This window comes from Synechococcus sp. R50.1, assembly GCF_047462115.1.
Lineage (GTDB): Bacteria > Cyanobacteriota > Cyanobacteriia > Thermostichales > Thermostichaceae > Thermostichus.
Map to the genome: position 1 here is coordinate 1 of NZ_JANSIN010000032.1, position 14,674 is coordinate 14,674.

13 protein-coding genes are annotated in these 14,674 nt (G+C 59.0%); 7 read left to right on the top strand and 6 right to left on the bottom strand.

What is annotated here, in order from left to right:
* Positions 1 to 189: 189 nt before the first annotated feature.
* Complete coding sequence (locus tag NW870_RS09020; RefSeq protein ID WP_414374941.1) at positions 190 to 807, bottom strand: hypothetical protein; 618 nt, start codon at positions 805 to 807, stop codon at positions 190 to 192.
* A 322-nt stretch (positions 808 to 1,129) separates the two neighbouring features.
* Positions 1,130 to 1,678 (bottom strand): NUDIX hydrolase, encoded by a 549-nt coding sequence (locus tag NW870_RS09025; protein WP_414374942.1) that lies wholly within the window; start codon positions 1,676 to 1,678, stop codon positions 1,130 to 1,132.
* 140 nt (positions 1,679 to 1,818) lie between these two features.
* Between NW870_RS09025 and trpE the strand changes: the two genes are divergently transcribed.
* From trpE to NW870_RS09045, 4 genes are all read left to right on the top strand, one after another.
* A complete protein-coding gene (gene trpE / locus NW870_RS09030) occupies positions 1,819 to 3,339 on the top strand; it encodes an anthranilate synthase component I (protein ID WP_414374943.1) in 1,521 nt (506 codons plus the stop codon).
* A gap of 3 nt (positions 3,340 to 3,342) precedes the next feature.
* On the top strand, positions 3,343 to 4,173 hold the full coding sequence (locus tag NW870_RS09035) for a phytanoyl-CoA dioxygenase family protein (RefSeq protein WP_414374944.1): 831 nt from the start codon (positions 3,343 to 3,345) through the stop codon (positions 4,171 to 4,173).
* 620 nt (positions 4,174 to 4,793) lie between these two features.
* On the top strand, positions 4,794 to 5,897 hold the full coding sequence (gene chlG, locus NW870_RS09040; protein WP_414374945.1) for a chlorophyll synthase ChlG: 1,104 nt from the start codon (positions 4,794 to 4,796) through the stop codon (positions 5,895 to 5,897).
* A gap of 195 nt (positions 5,898 to 6,092) precedes the next feature.
* On the top strand, positions 6,093 to 6,554 hold the full coding sequence (locus tag NW870_RS09045) for a hypothetical protein (RefSeq protein WP_414374946.1): 462 nt from the start codon (positions 6,093 to 6,095) through the stop codon (positions 6,552 to 6,554).
* 677 nt (positions 6,555 to 7,231) lie between these two features.
* Here NW870_RS09045 and NW870_RS09050 read toward each other — a convergent pair.
* The 4 genes from NW870_RS09050 to NW870_RS09065 form a co-directional block, all read right to left on the bottom strand.
* Positions 7,232 to 8,620, bottom strand: a complete 1,389-nt coding sequence (locus NW870_RS09050) for an MFS transporter (RefSeq protein ID WP_414374962.1) — start codon at positions 8,618 to 8,620, stop codon at positions 7,232 to 7,234.
* 76 nt (positions 8,621 to 8,696) lie between these two features.
* Positions 8,697 to 9,416, bottom strand: a complete 720-nt coding sequence (locus NW870_RS09055; protein ID WP_414374947.1) for a Uma2 family endonuclease — start codon at positions 9,414 to 9,416, stop codon at positions 8,697 to 8,699.
* Between the two features lie 40 nt (positions 9,417 to 9,456).
* Entirely contained in the window at positions 9,457 to 10,851 is a 1,395-nt protein-coding gene (locus tag NW870_RS09060) for an aspartate ammonia-lyase (protein WP_414357182.1), read from the bottom strand.
* Between the two features lie 33 nt (positions 10,852 to 10,884).
* Positions 10,885 to 11,205, bottom strand: a complete 321-nt coding sequence (locus NW870_RS09065; protein ID WP_414357184.1) for a hypothetical protein — start codon at positions 11,203 to 11,205, stop codon at positions 10,885 to 10,887.
* Positions 11,206 to 11,466: 261 nt separating this feature from the next.
* On the opposite strand from NW870_RS09065, the gene infC reads away from it, so the two are divergent.
* The 3 genes from infC to NW870_RS09080 all read left to right on the top strand — a co-directional run bounded on the left by infC (position 11,467) and on the right by NW870_RS09080 (position 14,555).
* Positions 11,467 to 12,024, top strand: coding sequence for a translation initiation factor IF-3 (gene infC, locus NW870_RS09070; protein WP_414357186.1), 558 nt, complete (start codon positions 11,467 to 11,469; stop codon positions 12,022 to 12,024).
* Between the two features lie 15 nt (positions 12,025 to 12,039).
* Positions 12,040 to 12,504 carry a thioredoxin-dependent thiol peroxidase gene (gene bcp, locus NW870_RS09075; protein ID WP_414357188.1) on the top strand — a complete coding sequence of 155 codons (465 nt, stop codon included), beginning with the start codon at positions 12,040 to 12,042 and terminating at the stop codon, positions 12,502 to 12,504.
* Between the two features lie 104 nt (positions 12,505 to 12,608).
* The gene (locus tag NW870_RS09080) at positions 12,609 to 14,555 is read left to right on the top strand and encodes a serine/threonine-protein kinase (RefSeq protein ID WP_414374948.1); all 1,947 of its coding nucleotides are present in this window, start codon (positions 12,609 to 12,611) and stop codon (positions 14,553 to 14,555) included.
* The last annotated feature ends 119 nt before the right edge of the window (positions 14,556 to 14,674 follow it).

Consider the following 14,674-nt stretch of genomic DNA (forward strand, 5'->3'; position numbering starts at 1 on the left):
ACGCGAACAGAGATAGGCAGGATGCGATCGCTTCTTTCCTGAACCATGTTCAGGAGAGTTCAGCGTGAATGTATCAGCTTGCTGGCAAGGGCAGCGATAGCCGAGACGGACATCCGCTCCACGCGAGACCTCGCTGACAAAGATGGATATTGACAGGCAGATTCACAACAGTCACAACAGATGATGGACTTATAGATCTCGACGGACAAAGCCATCCCCCTCCCATTGGTAGAGGGTAGCCCTCAAGTCACGGCTGGCACCGGGCGGGCTTGAGATGACCAGGATCCCTTGCGGGCTGACCCGCAGGCTGGCATTGCTCAGATCCGTCACGCTCAGCAGCGGCACAAGTCCCTCAGGCCGGTGTTCCAAGACCAAGACAGAGCGCAGCAGGCTGATGCCCCCTCGCTCGGTGAGGAGCACCAACTTGGGCTGTGGGCTGGAGGTGATGTCCGTGCGCAGGTGAGCCTCCACCAACCGCCCTGGGATCGGCTCAGCCGTGTGGAGCAGACGAAAGCTATACCCCCCCTGGTGCTCGAAGCTGAGAACGCGCACCACCGGCTCTACGGTGGGCTGCCGCTGAATCTGAAACACAGCCACCACATCCTGGCGAGATGGAGAGGTTAGGCTGGCCGGGAACAGGCGTAGGTTTTCGCCACGATTGCCGCGAATAAAATCCCACCAAATGGATTGATTGAATAAAGCCACAACCCCACCTCGAGCAGCGCCGCCCTCAGAAGGAACCGGCAGCAGCGGAAGCACAGGCTGGGGATAGGCAGGAACAGCAGCAACCGGTAGAGTGGCAGCCAAGGCCGCTCCCCAGGCTATTCGACCACAGGAACACAACAGCTTCCGCATATTTCCTCACTCCTCGCCCCTAAAATTCTAAGAGACAGCAAGGCTCCTCCAGTAAACCAAGGGATCCCTTTGTGTTGAACTCAACGTGGAGCTCACCTTAGATCTCCCCTAGAGATCTCCCCTAGATGGCCATAGACGGTTCCAGTGGACTACCGAATTCTCGCAAAAGGCCCCAAGATTCGCCTGTAACCGCCAAAGTCGGCTTGGAACGACGCCCCGCCAATTGGAAAGGGATCCCCCAGGAGCAAGGGGCAGCCCCCCCCGACGGAGGGCTCTATTTTTCGGCAGCCAAAAACAATTGGGCCCGCCAAAAGCAGGCAATGGACTTGCTGTCCAAATCCATTCCCAAACGGGCCATTTCTGTAAGCTCAGAAGCAGAAAACTCCACTACGGTGATATCCTCATCCTCATCTTTATCGGGAGGGGAATCCAGCACTTCCAGCTCCCGCGCCAGATAGGCGTACATGATCTCGCTGGAATAGCCGGGGCATAGATAGAATTGGCCGAGCGAATCCCAGCGATGGGCACGCAGGCCCGTTTCTTCTTCCAGCTCGCGGCGAATGGTGTCGTCGGGATGCTCCCCTGGCTCGACTGTGCCTGCCGGAAATTCATAAAGGTAGGAGGCAACCGCAAAGCGATATTGACGAATGCAGACGAACTTGCCTGCTGCAGTGACGGGCACGGCCACCACCCCCCCGGGATGGATGAGGTACTCCCGCTCCCCCTCTTTGCCGTTGGGAAAACGCAAACGCTGGCTGACGAAGGTGTATTTATGGCCTTGATAGCGGAGGCGCTCGCGAATCACCTGAGATGGGTTTTGCATGGCAAGAGTTCCCGAGAGTAGAGCCGCTCTCAGCTTAATGGTTTTCGGCGCTGTTGCAACCGGGCAATCCAGAGGGATCCACACGCCCTTGGGATCCCGTGTCTGGGGTAGAGTCAGGAAAAGCACAAAAGTTGCAGGCCATGATTTACCCTCCCTTGAAGGAGTTTCTTGCCCTCACCAAGCAGGGCAACTTTATCCCGGTGTACCAGGAATGGGTGGCGGATTTGGAAACGCCGGTTTCTGCCTGGTATCGGGTCTGTGCCGGCCAGCCCTACAACTTTCTCCTGGAGTCGGTGGAGGGGGGGGAGCAGGTAGCCCGCTACAGCTTCCTGGGCTGCGACCCCCTGTGGGTTTTGGAAATACGCGGGGATCAGGCGCTACAGCGATACCGCGATGGCCGACAGGAGCACCACCAAGGGGATCCCTTCGCAATTTTGGCCCGCTGCTTGCAGCCCTATGAGCCGGTGCATTTGCCGGAATTGCCCAGCAGCATCGGCGGGCTATTTGGCTACTGGGGCTACGAGCTGATTCGCTGGATTGAGCCCAAGGTGCCCATCCACCCCCTGCAGCCGGGGGATCCCCCTGATGCCGTTTTGATGCAGGTGGACAGCATCCTGCTCTTTGACCAGGTGAAGCGCAAGATCTGGGTGGTGGCCTTCGCCGATACCCGTCACCACGCTGCCGAGGAAGCCTATGCCCAAGCCTGCCGGCGGGTGGAAAAGCTGATGCAGCAGCTCAGCGCTCCTCTTTCCCTGGCCCATCTGCACCTCAACTGGAAGCCCCACCTGTCGGAAAGGACTCCGTCCCGCTGGCGCGAACAAATCCCCCCCAGCACCCTGAGCCGCCCAGCCTACTGCCAAGCCGTGGAACAGGCTAAGGACTACATCCGCGCCGGAGATATCTTCCAGGTGGTGCTCTCGCAGCGGTTTACCATCTCCCTTGCCGGGGATCCCTTTCGCCTCTACCGCTCGTTGCGGCTGATTAACCCTTCCCCTTATATGGCGTTTTTGCAGTTTGGGAATCTCTGCCTCATCGGCTCCAGCCCAGAGGTGATGGTCAAACTCAGCCGCGTGGGGGAAGACCGCATCGCCACTGTGCGCCCCATTGCCGGCACCCGCCCCCGTGGCACCACCCCTCTGGAAGACCGGCAGTTAGAGCAAGAGCTGTTGGCAGATCCCAAAGAACGGGCCGAACATGTGATGTTGGTGGATCTGGCCCGCAACGACCTGGGACGGGTCTGCCAACTGGGATCTGTGCAGGTGGATGACCTGATGCAGATCGAGCGCTACAGCCATGTGATGCACATTGTCAGCAACGTGGTGGGGCGGCTGGATCCCCAGTACAGCGCCTGGGATCTGCTGCGGGCCACCTTCCCTGCCGGCACTGTTACCGGCGCCCCCAAAATCCGCGCCATGCAGATTATTCATGAGCTGGAAGGATGCCGCCGCGGGCCCTATGCCGGCGCCTATGGCTACTACGACTTTTCCGGCCAACTGAACACCGCCATCACCATCCGCACTCTGCTGGTTCATCAGGGCCAGGTGAGCTTGCAGGCCGGGGCAGGTATTGTGGCCGACTCGGATCCGGAGCGGGAATACCAAGAATGTCTAAACAAAGCGCGGGGCATGTTAATGGCTGTGGCCAGTTTGCAGGAGACCTAGCCCATGTTGGCCCAGTTGCGCTTCAGCCCTGCGGTTCGCGTCAGCGGGACGGAGTCCTTACAGGAGCTCCAGCAGCCGGATCCAGAGACCGTAGAGCAGGCTTTTGAACTGTTTTCCACAGAGGGCTATCTGGTGTTGCCGGAGATCTTTCCCCCCGAGCTCATCGACAAGTTGCACAGCAGCTTTCTGGCCACCTACAGCCGCTACTGCACCCACGAGCACCACGCCGATGCCCTGTTAGTGGGCAATAGACGGGTGATGGTAACGGTTCGCCTGGAGGGCCCCTTCAACGATCCCCTCATCTATGCCCATCCTCTGATCTTGCCCATCCTGAAGCGGATTTTGGGGCCGGAGTTGATCTTGAGCGGGCTGGGGGCGGTGGTCTCTCTGCCGGGATCCGCCGATCAACAAGTTCACCGGGATCTGTCTCATCTGTTTGGCGACGAGACCTTGGATGCGATCATTCCTTGCTATGCCCTGAATTTGCTCATTCCTCTGGTGGAGGTCAACGAAGAGAACGGCATGACCCGTCTCTGGCCCGGCAGCCATGTAGTCTTCGATGCCCACTATACCGAGCTGGCCCAGCAGATGCCCTTTGTCGATCCGCCCCTGGCCAAGGGATCCTGCCTCCTGTTCGACTACCGCCTGATTCATCTGGGTCGGGCCAATCGCTCGCCCGCTCCCCGTCCCCTTCTCTACAACACCTACAGCCGCGCTTGGTTTCGGGATCCCATCAATTACACTCAGCAACCTCCCCTGGTGATCCCGGCCCAAGAGAAAGAGCGGATCCCAGCGGAGCACCAAAACCTATTCGTGACGGCACAGATTGTGTAGATGGCCCGGAACTGCGAGCTGACCGAAAACTCGGCGGCTCAGGCCCCGGCATTTATGCCTAGGGATAAGCTACCGTCTCCTGATAGGATGTGAGTATCGCTCCACCCATTTATAGAAAGGTTCAGTGCTGAAGGTGAAGTAGAAGTATCTGGGGTGTTTCCACATCCCAGTAGCTGATGCGTTCGCCTTGGCGGCGCGAAGCGCTTTGGCGTCCCCCACGGTGCTGCGGTATAAGCCACATGCTCGGTGTAGCTCAGTCAGTGGGAGTTGTTTTGCTGGCTGAGAACGGATCCTCTGGCTTTAGCCGTGGGGAGAACGTCAACCTCTCCTCTTGTTTGAGGAATCCGGTCAGCTAGACCGCCGAGAAGCGACGCCCTCTATGTATCAGCATGAGGGTCAGGATGAAAGGCGGAAACCCTTGCTATGGTAAACACAGAGCGGTGGGGCATCCCGTTCTTAAAGCTCAGGAAATGTCCTTAACAGGAGTCACTGAGAAGCTCGTACTCTTTCGCTTTAGCGGCGCGGAGCGCTTTGCATCAGCATGAGTGCGGGAGTATGTCACGATGTCTCAGAATGGGGGTGGTTATCCCCGTTATTGCAGTTTGATTGCGCATCCCACCATGAGCGAAAAGATCCCTCAAGATCCCTCCTTGCCGGAAGTGGCGGCTGAGATGGCCTTTGCTGCGGAGCCCAGCATAGCAGAAGGAGCTGCTTCAGAAGAAGCCGCCCCAGACTCGGATCCCGGCAAGGGATCCCCTGGCACCGGCGGGTCGAATGCGCAGCGTGTCCGTCAACTGCTGGGCATGAAAGGAGCAGAGGTGGAGTCTCGCTCCATTTGGCAGTTGCACTTGCAACTGATGAAGCCTGTCACCTGGATCCCTTTGGTGTGGGGTCTGATTCCGGGGGCGGCATCTTCCGGTCACTTCACCTGGACTTGGGAGAATGTGGCTCTCATTTTGGTGGGCATGATCCTGGCAGGCCCCCTGATGACGGGCTATACCCAAACGGTGAACGAATACTACGACCGCGAGATCGACGCCATCAACGAGCCCTACCGCCCGATCCCTTCGGGGGCCATCTCTCTGCAGCGGGTGGTTATCCAAATCTGGGTGCTGCTGATCTTGGGGTTGGGCTTGGCCTACGCTCTGGACTGGTACACCGGCCATGACTTCCCGGTGATCACCTGCATTGCCTTGGCGGGAGCCCTCATTGCCTACATTTACTCGGCGCCCCCCCTGAAGCTCAAGCGCAACGGCTGGCTGGGCAACTATGCCCTTGGTGCCAGCTACATCGCCCTGCCCTGGTGGACAGGCCACGCCTTGTTCGGCGAGCTAAACTGGACGGTCTGCATCCTGACGCTGATCTACAGCTTGGCCGGGCTGGGGATTGCCGTGGTCAACGATTTCAAAAGCATCGAAGGGGACAGGCAGTTTGGCTTGGCCTCTTTGCCGGTGATGTTTGGGGCGATGGGGGCTGCTTGGATCTCGGTGCTGATGATCGACCTATTTCAGTTCGGCATGGCCTCGTTTTTGCTGGGGGCGGGCCTAAAACGTTACGCGGCCCTTTTGGTGCTGCTGATCATCCCGCAAATAACCTTCCAAGATATGTACCTCCTGCGGGATCCTTTGAACAACGATGTGAAATACCAAGCCAGCGCGCAGCCCTTTTTGGTGTTGGGCATGTTGGTGGTCGGGCTGGCGTTGGGCCGCTCGGGGCTGTGGTAGTCGAGCCGACGGCAAAGTGCCCATCTTGGCAACAGAGGTGACGGCTTCCGCCCTGGGTTCGGCCCGACATCTGGGCCAAGATCAAGTCAAGATCAAGTCAAGATCAAGTTAAGTTGAGCCAGAGATCCATCCCCTGCAAGGATCGTTGGCGGATCCCTGGAAGCTGTCATGGCCCTTGGCAAAAGGAGATGTCCGATGAACCCGCTTTTCCCCTTCAAACTCGGCCTAAGCCTGGCTTTGCTCTTGGGGCCGCTGGCCGTCTCTCCCGCCCAAGCGCAGCGGATCGTCATCGACGGGCGGGGGATCGTGGTAGAACCCAGCACAGGTGGCTCGGTGATCCTCAATCCCGACCAGCCGGTCTTTTCTCCAATCTTGCCCTCTGCAGTTCCTTTTTCCATCGATGAAGAAGGCAAGATCGTCTCTGCCCCTGGCTACCGCTGCAGTGCGGCTACTGCTGCCGACAACTCCCCCATCATCTGTCGCTCCCAGTTCAACCGCAACGACGTGGTGGTGTATGAGCGGGACGGCCAATCCAACACCTTCCTTGTGAACATCGACAACACGGTGACCCGGCCCTCCGGCAGTGGGCTGCGGATTGTGCCCAACCCTGAACCGGCGACTCCCTCGGGTAGCGGCCTGCGCATCATCCTAGACTGAGGGCAGGGATCCCTTCACCTCTTGTCCAGTTGCAACCGCAGCATTTGCTCTGCATCCTAGAGAGCATGCCTCTAACCCCCAAAACCCTGAACTTTGCTGAATTTACTGAGCTTTAGGCGGTTTGGCAAAAGTCATTGAGAGGGATATAGTAGACCAAGTTTCCCCCTGATCCTTGAGTCCACCGCAACGGTTGCCGGGAAGTGAAGGGGGAAAGCGCTCGGGGGGTATTCCTCAGGGCTTTGCGGGATACCGCCTTCCTGTTTGGACTCCGTCCCGCTGACGCGAACAGAGATAGGCAGGATGCGATCGCTTCTTTCCTGAACTATGTTCAGGAGAGTTCAGCGTGAATGTATCAGGTTTGGCGAAGAAATAGCCCTGGCCATACTCGCAGTTCAACAGCCTCATTGGTGCAGTCGCTGTAGGGTTTCGATCCCCTCGGCAGTGACATCCATTCCCAGGCTGCGGGCCAAGGTGATGATCAGGCAATGGTCTCGGCATTTTCTTCATTCGGCCCCCAGCGCGAGATGAAGGAGCGATCGATTTTCAGGCCATTTTTTCAGGCCATTGATGAGGTAATCCTGCAGGCCCCTGAGAGAGGAGTAGCCTGGGCCGAAGATCAAAACCCCCGCAATTGCGCCAGTTGCTCTGCCGCTAGAAACCGTAGCCTATTTTGCGGTCTAAGGAGATCTTTCGGTGCTGGGGTGGTATTGTTGCCGTCTTTCTTCCAATTCCATCAGGATCTGCTGATGACGCTGCCGGGTGATTGGGTAGAACCACACCAGCAAGATCCCGCCGATCAAAGCCACTCCCGGTAAGGGGCCAATGGCAATGCGGATGGCCAACAAAGCCGATTCCGGCTGGATGGGCAGGGCCTCTCCGGCCACCGAAGGCACAAAGCCGGCCCAATCCAGAGCTTGCCCCACGAAAAACAGTCCCAGCGCCAGGCCCACCTTTTGTAAGAAGACCATAAAAGCGTAGAAGATCCCCTCCCGCCGCTCCCCGGTTTGTAGTTCATCCAGATCGATCACATCCGGCAACATGGACCAAGGGCCGAGATAGGCCGTAGCAGAAACCCCAATGCCGGCCAACAGAGCCAGCCCAATCATGATCCCTTGCTGGCCGGGCTGGAGGAAAAACAGGCCCGCCTGCGAGATCAGCCAAAACCCCGCCCCGATAAGGTACATGGTGCGCTTGCCCAGATGGGTGCTCAGTTGGGTCCAGCCAAACAGCGTCAGCACTGCGATCCCCTGTACCGCCAGTACCACCAGGGAAATCCACACCTCCGGCAGGCCCATCCAGAAGACGATGAAGTAGGGGATGATCGTGGCCGTGAACTGAAACGCCAGCCAAGAACACAGGTAGATGCCGCTGACAAACAGGTAGGGGCGGTTGCTGAAGGCCACCCGCAGTTGTTGAACCAGGGGCATGGGATCCCGTTGGAATTGATACCGTTCTCGCACCCCCCAAAAGCAGATCAGCAAGGGCACAGCCGAGATCACTCCAAAACAGGCTCCCGCCAGCAGGTGGCCGGCAGCCCGATCCGGCAGCAAGTTGACCAGCAGGGGAAAGGTGACCACCGCAACCATACTGCCCCCTACAGAGAAGGCAAAGCGGAATTGGTTGAGCTGGGTGCGCTCGTCGTAATCCTGGGTCAGCTCCGCGGTCAGAGAGGCATAGGGGATATTGGCCGCCGAGTAGAAGGTATTGAACAGCAGCGACACCAGTAGGTAGTAGGCGAAAAGGGGGCCAATACGACCGGGAAAAGGGATCCACCACTGGGCCAGGAACGTGAGGCCGAAGGGGAGGGCGGAAAACAGCAACCAGGGACGGCGACGGCCCCAACGACTGCGGGTACGGTCGCTGAGAATGCCGATGATGGGATCGTTGATGGCATCCCAAAAGCGAGTGATGGCGTAGATGCTGCCGGCTAGGCCTGCCGACATGCCAACGGTATTGGTGAGAAAGGGCAGCAAGAAAAAGATGAGGATGTTAGCTGTCATGCCTGTGCCCAGATCCCCCACCCCGTAGGCCAGCTTCGTCCACAGGCTGAGTCGTTGTCTGGTCATCATGTCCCCCTGGAATGCCAGGATCGCAGTGTACGGGGTAGGTGGAGATTTCTTTGGGGATCCCTGAAAGAGCAGATCAAAGTTCGGGGTCTTCTCCCAGCTCTCGTAGCCGCTGGGCCAGTCGTTCGGCTCGGGAGCGTTCTAGGTCTGCCCGCTGCCGTTCCAATTCTGCCCGTTGCCGCTCCAATTCTGCTCCCGTAGGCAACAATTGCCCTGCCCTATCGTACCAGCGCACCCAAAAGCGTTCTCGCCCCTCGTAGGATCCCCACCACCGACCGATACTCAAGTCCAAATCGGGCAACAGAATTGGGGGATGTTCTCCAGCGCCTGAGCCGGGGAGCAGCTCATAGTGTCCGCCCTGGAGTTGATAAACATTCAGCTCATCGGTCTCTAGCTCGAAGGTGACGTAGTAGGGGATCCGCAGCCGCCTTTCGTAGAGCTGGAATTTGGCTTGTCCGGGTTTTTCTTCCCCCTGGTCGTTGCAGATGATCTCCAAGATGAGAATAGGCAAGATATTCCCTTCATCCCAAACCACATAACTTTTGCGGGCAGTGCCATCCCGCCAACGGGGAACCCCCAGCACCAGAAACAAATCTGGAAAAATGACCTGCCGGGGTAGGGCGTAGTAAAGGCCCATATTGCAAGCCACAAAAAAGTCTTGCCGATCTGACCAGTGCAGCAGCAGCGGTTCCCGGAGGAGGGGGTATTGGCGGCCTTGATCCTCGTTGTCCAAGGGGGTGTCGTCTGTATCGGGCAAGTCGTGCTGGGTGGGCCAGCGATAGGGGGTAATGGTCATGGCCGGGCAGGAGCAGTATGCCTCCACTGTAGCGAATGGGTTAGGACTGCATTTGGCTCATGGCTTCTAGATCCAGCACTTCCGCCACCTGCTCTGGGGTCATGAGGTTGCGCTCCAAAACAATCTGTCGAATGGGCTGGCCGGTTTCCAGAGAAGCCTTGGCCACCTCTGCCGCTTGTAAGTAGCCGATGTAGGGGTTGAGAGCAGTCACCAAAGCCAGCGTCCCTTCCGCGTAGCCGCGGCATCGCTGCGGTTGGGGGGTGATGCCTTGAATGCAGCGCTCGGTGAAGACCCGCAGGCTGTTGTTTAGGATCTGTAGGCTGTGCAGGAGGTCATAAGCAATGAGGGGCATCATCACGTTCAGCTCAAATTGCCCCGCCTGAGCACAGAGGGTGATGGCGGTATCCAGCCCGATCACCTGAAAGCAGACCATGTTCAGCATCTCGGCCATTACCGGGTTATACTTTCCGGGCATGATGGAAGAGCCGGGCTGAACCGGGGGGAGTTGGATCTCCTTGAGGCCGGTCTTGGGGCCGGAATCCATCAGCCGCAGGTCGTTGGCCAACTTGATGCCATCTTGGGCCAAGTTGCGCAGGGATCCCGACAGATGCACAAAGGGGGCCATGCTCTGCATCGCCGCCATCAGGTGGGGGGCAGGGGTCAGGGGTAGCTGAGTATATTCCGCCAGCCGTTGCACCACCCGCTGCCGATACTGGGGATGGGTGTTGAGGCCGGTGCCGACAGCGCTTCCCCCCAACCCCAAGCTGCACAGGGCCTGGCTGGCCTCCTCGATCCACCGACGGTGTTGGGCAAAGATGGCCGCGTAGGCGCCAAAGCTGTCCCCCAGCCGCACCGGCACCGCATCCTGCAAATGGGTGCGACCGGCCTTGAGGATCCCGTGAAAGTCTTTTGCCTTCTGCTCGAGGGCTGCCACCAAATTGTCTAGAGTGCCCAGCAGATCCCGCCGCACCCGCAGCAGGGCAGCCAGGCGAATGGCGGTAGGAATGACATCGTTGGTGGATTGGCCGTAGTTGACGTGATCGTTGGGGCTGACCCGCTGGTAGCAGCCTTTGGGCTCCCCCAGGATCTCCAAGGCGCGGTTGGCCAACACTTCGTTGACATTCATGTGGTGAGAGGTGCCTGCCCCTGCTTGGTAGATATCCACCACAAATTGATCCCGCAGGGATCCCTGTAGGATCTCATCCGCCGCCTGCACAATCGCCTTGGCCACCTCTGCCGGAATGCACCCCAACTCTCCATTGACCTCTGCCGCCGCTTTTTTGATCAGCACGCAGGCTTCTACATACTCCGGCAGGGGCTTGAGGCCGCTGATGGGAAAGTTCTCTAGGGCGCGGACGGTTTGAATGCCGTAATAAACCGACTGCGGCAGTTGCCGCTCCCCCATCGAGTCCCGCTCGCTGCGTACCTCGGCCAAGGCGTTCTCCTCTCCCGTTTGCGGATCCCTGGGCTAACTTCCGGTAGTCCCCTCCGAGGGTGTCTCGAGGGCCGGGGATCCTTTCTGTAAGTTCTGTAAAGTGGCCAGCAACTGTTGGCCGAGGCGCTCGTTGTTCTCGGCCAAGACCAACACCATGGCCGCACAGGCCAGGTGCACCCCTGCTCGAAATTCCGCCGAAGACTTGTACTGGATCAGCGCCTCGCTATCTCCTTCCCGCGGGCTCAGGATGAGCTGAACCGACTTTTGGGCCAACTCTGTCAGTTCCCGTTCCGTTAAACCGAGCTGCACCGCTTCTGCCCTCCCTGCTGGCCGACAAACAACCTTTGATCCCATCAGGATCGCCACTTTGGTATCCTACCGCGGTTGTTGCCCCAATCTGGCAGGATCCCCAAGTGAGCGGGCCTTGACAACTCTTGATAGCTCTAGAAGGAGGTAGAAAATGCCGGTTAGTATAGGTGCAGCATGCCTTAGCCTGCGGGCCGATAGCCGACTTTGATTGGATAAGTTCAAATCCACGGGTCGGCACTGCTCCTAGGGGGCTTGCTTCTACTTAGCATGGGTTTTGTGCTGTTCATTTCGTTCAGAGAGGAAAACTTGACCGTAGAGCGTCCACTTGACCGCTTCCCCCGCAAGCAGCGTGCAGAGCTGCCGGCCATCAACGAGCGCATCCGCTTCCCCAAAATCCGCCTCATCGATACCGACGGCACCCAGTTGGGGATCATGAGCCCGCGCGAGGCCCTGCGCCTGGCAGAAGAAAAAGATCTGGACTTGGTCTTGGTGAGCGAAAAGGCCGATCCGCCCGTCTGCCGCATCATGGACTACGGCAAGTTCAAGTTTGAGAAGGAGAAAAAAGAACGGGAGGCCCGCAAGAAGCAACACACCGCCGAGATCAAGGAAGTGAAGTTTCGCTACAACATCGGCGAGCACGATTACCATGTCCGCCTGCGCAGCGCCCAGCAGTTCTTGGGGGATGGAGACAAGGTGAAAGCCACCGTGATGTTCCGCGGTCGCGAGGCCCAGCACGCCGAGCTGGGGGAAGAATTGCTGCAGCGCTTGTTCAAAGACCTGGAGGGCGTGGCGGAAATGCAGCAGCCTCCCCAAAAGGAAGGGCGAAACATCACGATGATTCTCTCTCCCAAAAAATCGGTCTGAGGAGGGATCCCACCTATGCCCCTTGCGGTTGGGGATCCCGCTCCTGAGTTCACCTTGCCCGATGCCGAGGGCAATCTCATCAGCTTGAGCCAGTTGCGGGGCCAGCGGGTGGTGCTCTACTTCTACCCACGAGACAACACTCCCGGCTGCACCCGAGAAGCCTGTGGCTTTCGGGATGCCTACGCCGATTATCAGGCGCAAGGGATCCGCATTTTGGGGGTGAGCGCCGACGATGCCCGCTCCCACCAGAAATTTGCCCAGAAGTTCCGGCTCCCTTTTCCGTTGTTGGTGGATGAAGGAGGCAAGGTGGCCAGTGCTTATGGCGTCTTTGGCCCGAAGAAGTTTATGGGCAAAGAGTACAACGGCATTCACCGCACCACGTTTGTGATCGATCCGGAGGGGAAGATCGAGGCCATCATCACCAAGATCAACGTGGAAACCCACGCGGCGGAGCTGCTCAAGCAATTGACTGGTTCATAGCTTCCCGGCTGGGAAGAAACTGGCCATTCGCCAAAAGCGGCGATTCTGGGAGGAGATTTCCATGCTAGGGATAAAGGTGCTGAGATTTCCCTTGGGCTGGGGCCGTGTCCCGACGCAGCCGTACCCTCAAGTCGATTCACGATAGCTACCAAATGTTGGGTTTGGCCGGCCAAGGGCAGTATGGGCGCGTGTTCTGTGCCCGTCCCCACCAGGGGGGAGAGCTGGTGGCCCTGAAGGAGCTGCAGGCGGAGCGCTTTCCCACCCAAAATCTGCTGCGGGAGCTGCGCCATCTGCTCACCCTGAACCACCCCAACATCACCCGCTGCTATGCCCTCGAACATGCCCGCGAGGGTCGCTACCTGGTGTTGGAGTACTGCGAGGGGGGCACTCTGCGGGAGCTGATCAACCAGGTGGAACAGGGGCTGTGGCTGCCGGTCAAACAGGTTTTGGGCTTTGTGGATCAGATTTTGGCCGGGTTGGAGCATGCCCATTGCCAGGGGGTGATCCACTGCGATGTCAAGCCCGAGAACATCCTGCTCAAGCCCACGCCCCAAGGCTGGCAACTGAAGTTGACGGATTTTGGCATCGCCCGTCGCCTGCAGCCTGCTGCCGGCGAGATCACCGCCACCGGATCCCCTGCCTACATGGCCCCGGAGCGGTTTTATGGCCAGTTCAGTCCCGCTTCCGATCTCTACGCGGTGGGGATCATCCTGGTGGAGCTGCTGACGGGCCGACGGCCTTTTTCCGGATCTCCCGGCCAGTTGATGCACGCCCACCTCAACCAGCCGTTTGTCTGTCCAGAAGGGATCCCTGCCCCGCTGCGGGAGGTGCTGGAGATAGCCCTACGCAAGTTGCCCTCGCGGCGGTTCCGCACTGCTGCCCAAATGCGGTCGGCCTTGGCGGTGTTTGCCCAAGAGTGGCAAGAGCCGGCCAGTTGTTGGGTTGGCCCTCGCCTGCCCAGGTGGCCGCCCCCTGGGGTGCAGGTTTGGGATCTGCCGGATCCGGGCTCTGTTGACGCTGGCGGGATGGAGTTCCTGGCCGAGCAAAAGTTCTGCATCTGCGAGGATCCCAGCGGCTCCAGATCCCCGCTGCTGTTGCGGGTGACCCCCCAGAGGCTGGAATGGCTGGAGCTCCAGAACCTTGCCCTGGGATCCCCTGCTTTGGCCCGTTTTTCCCTGGACGAGCCAATTCGGGCGGTGCTGCCCTTGAACACCTTCCCGGAAGCCCTGGCTTTCTCCCGAAGCAGCCTTTTGCACCTCAGCCCCAGCCGCATCCGCACCTTGCTCAGCTTTGAGGAGGATTGGCAGGCCACCTGGCTGGCAGAGCGACAGGAGCTGGTCTGGGCCACCGCCCAAGAGTTGGGGGCCGTACAATGGCAGCCGGCCACGTCGACAGGAACACAGCCTTTCCCCGATTCCCGCTGTTATTTCCGCTGGCCTTGGCAGGGATCCCTGTCCCGCTTGCTGGCCCTCTCGGAGCATCTGGTTTTGTTGACAGGTGTGGGGCAGCAGTGGGTGGAGATGAGCCTCTTGCCCTATCCCAAGGGACACCATCCCACTGTCGCGACCGGTTGGTCTCTGCAGACGGGATCCCAGCCCATTCGCTATCGCCTGCCCTTGGATCCCGAAGGGATGGTGATCAGCCTGGGGGAACGGTTGCTCTTCGCGGCAACAGATGGGGGCAAGGAAGGCCAGCAGGATTTCTGCCCCTATCTCGACTCGGTGCAGGTGAATCCGCTGCGGGTGCGCCGCTGGTTTTTGAAAGGTTGGCCTGTCCAGATGGCCAAGGCTCCTTGGGGAGTGCTGCTGTTGTGTCGAGATGGGGAACAATCCACTTCCCTCTGGCTGTATGGTGAAAAAGGGGATCCCCTGGCCCAGATGGCCGTGCCTGACGGCTCACAGGTGTTGCAAGTGGGCCAAAGAGGCAAGGTTTGGCTGCAAGTGCCCAAAGCAGAAAAGCCCCCCCAGTTCCAGCTTTGGCAATTGGATCTGAACCGCTTGCCGGTGAGCGGACAGCCTTCCCAGGTGATGCTGTGCAATCCAGCGATCTAGAGTTGCGCCAAGAACTCCGTCCCGCTGTCGCGGCCGGACTTGGGCAGAACTTTAAGATCACTTTAAAATCGAGCTTGGCGAGATGCCCGGCCAGATCTGCTGGGCTGCTGCATAGGGCA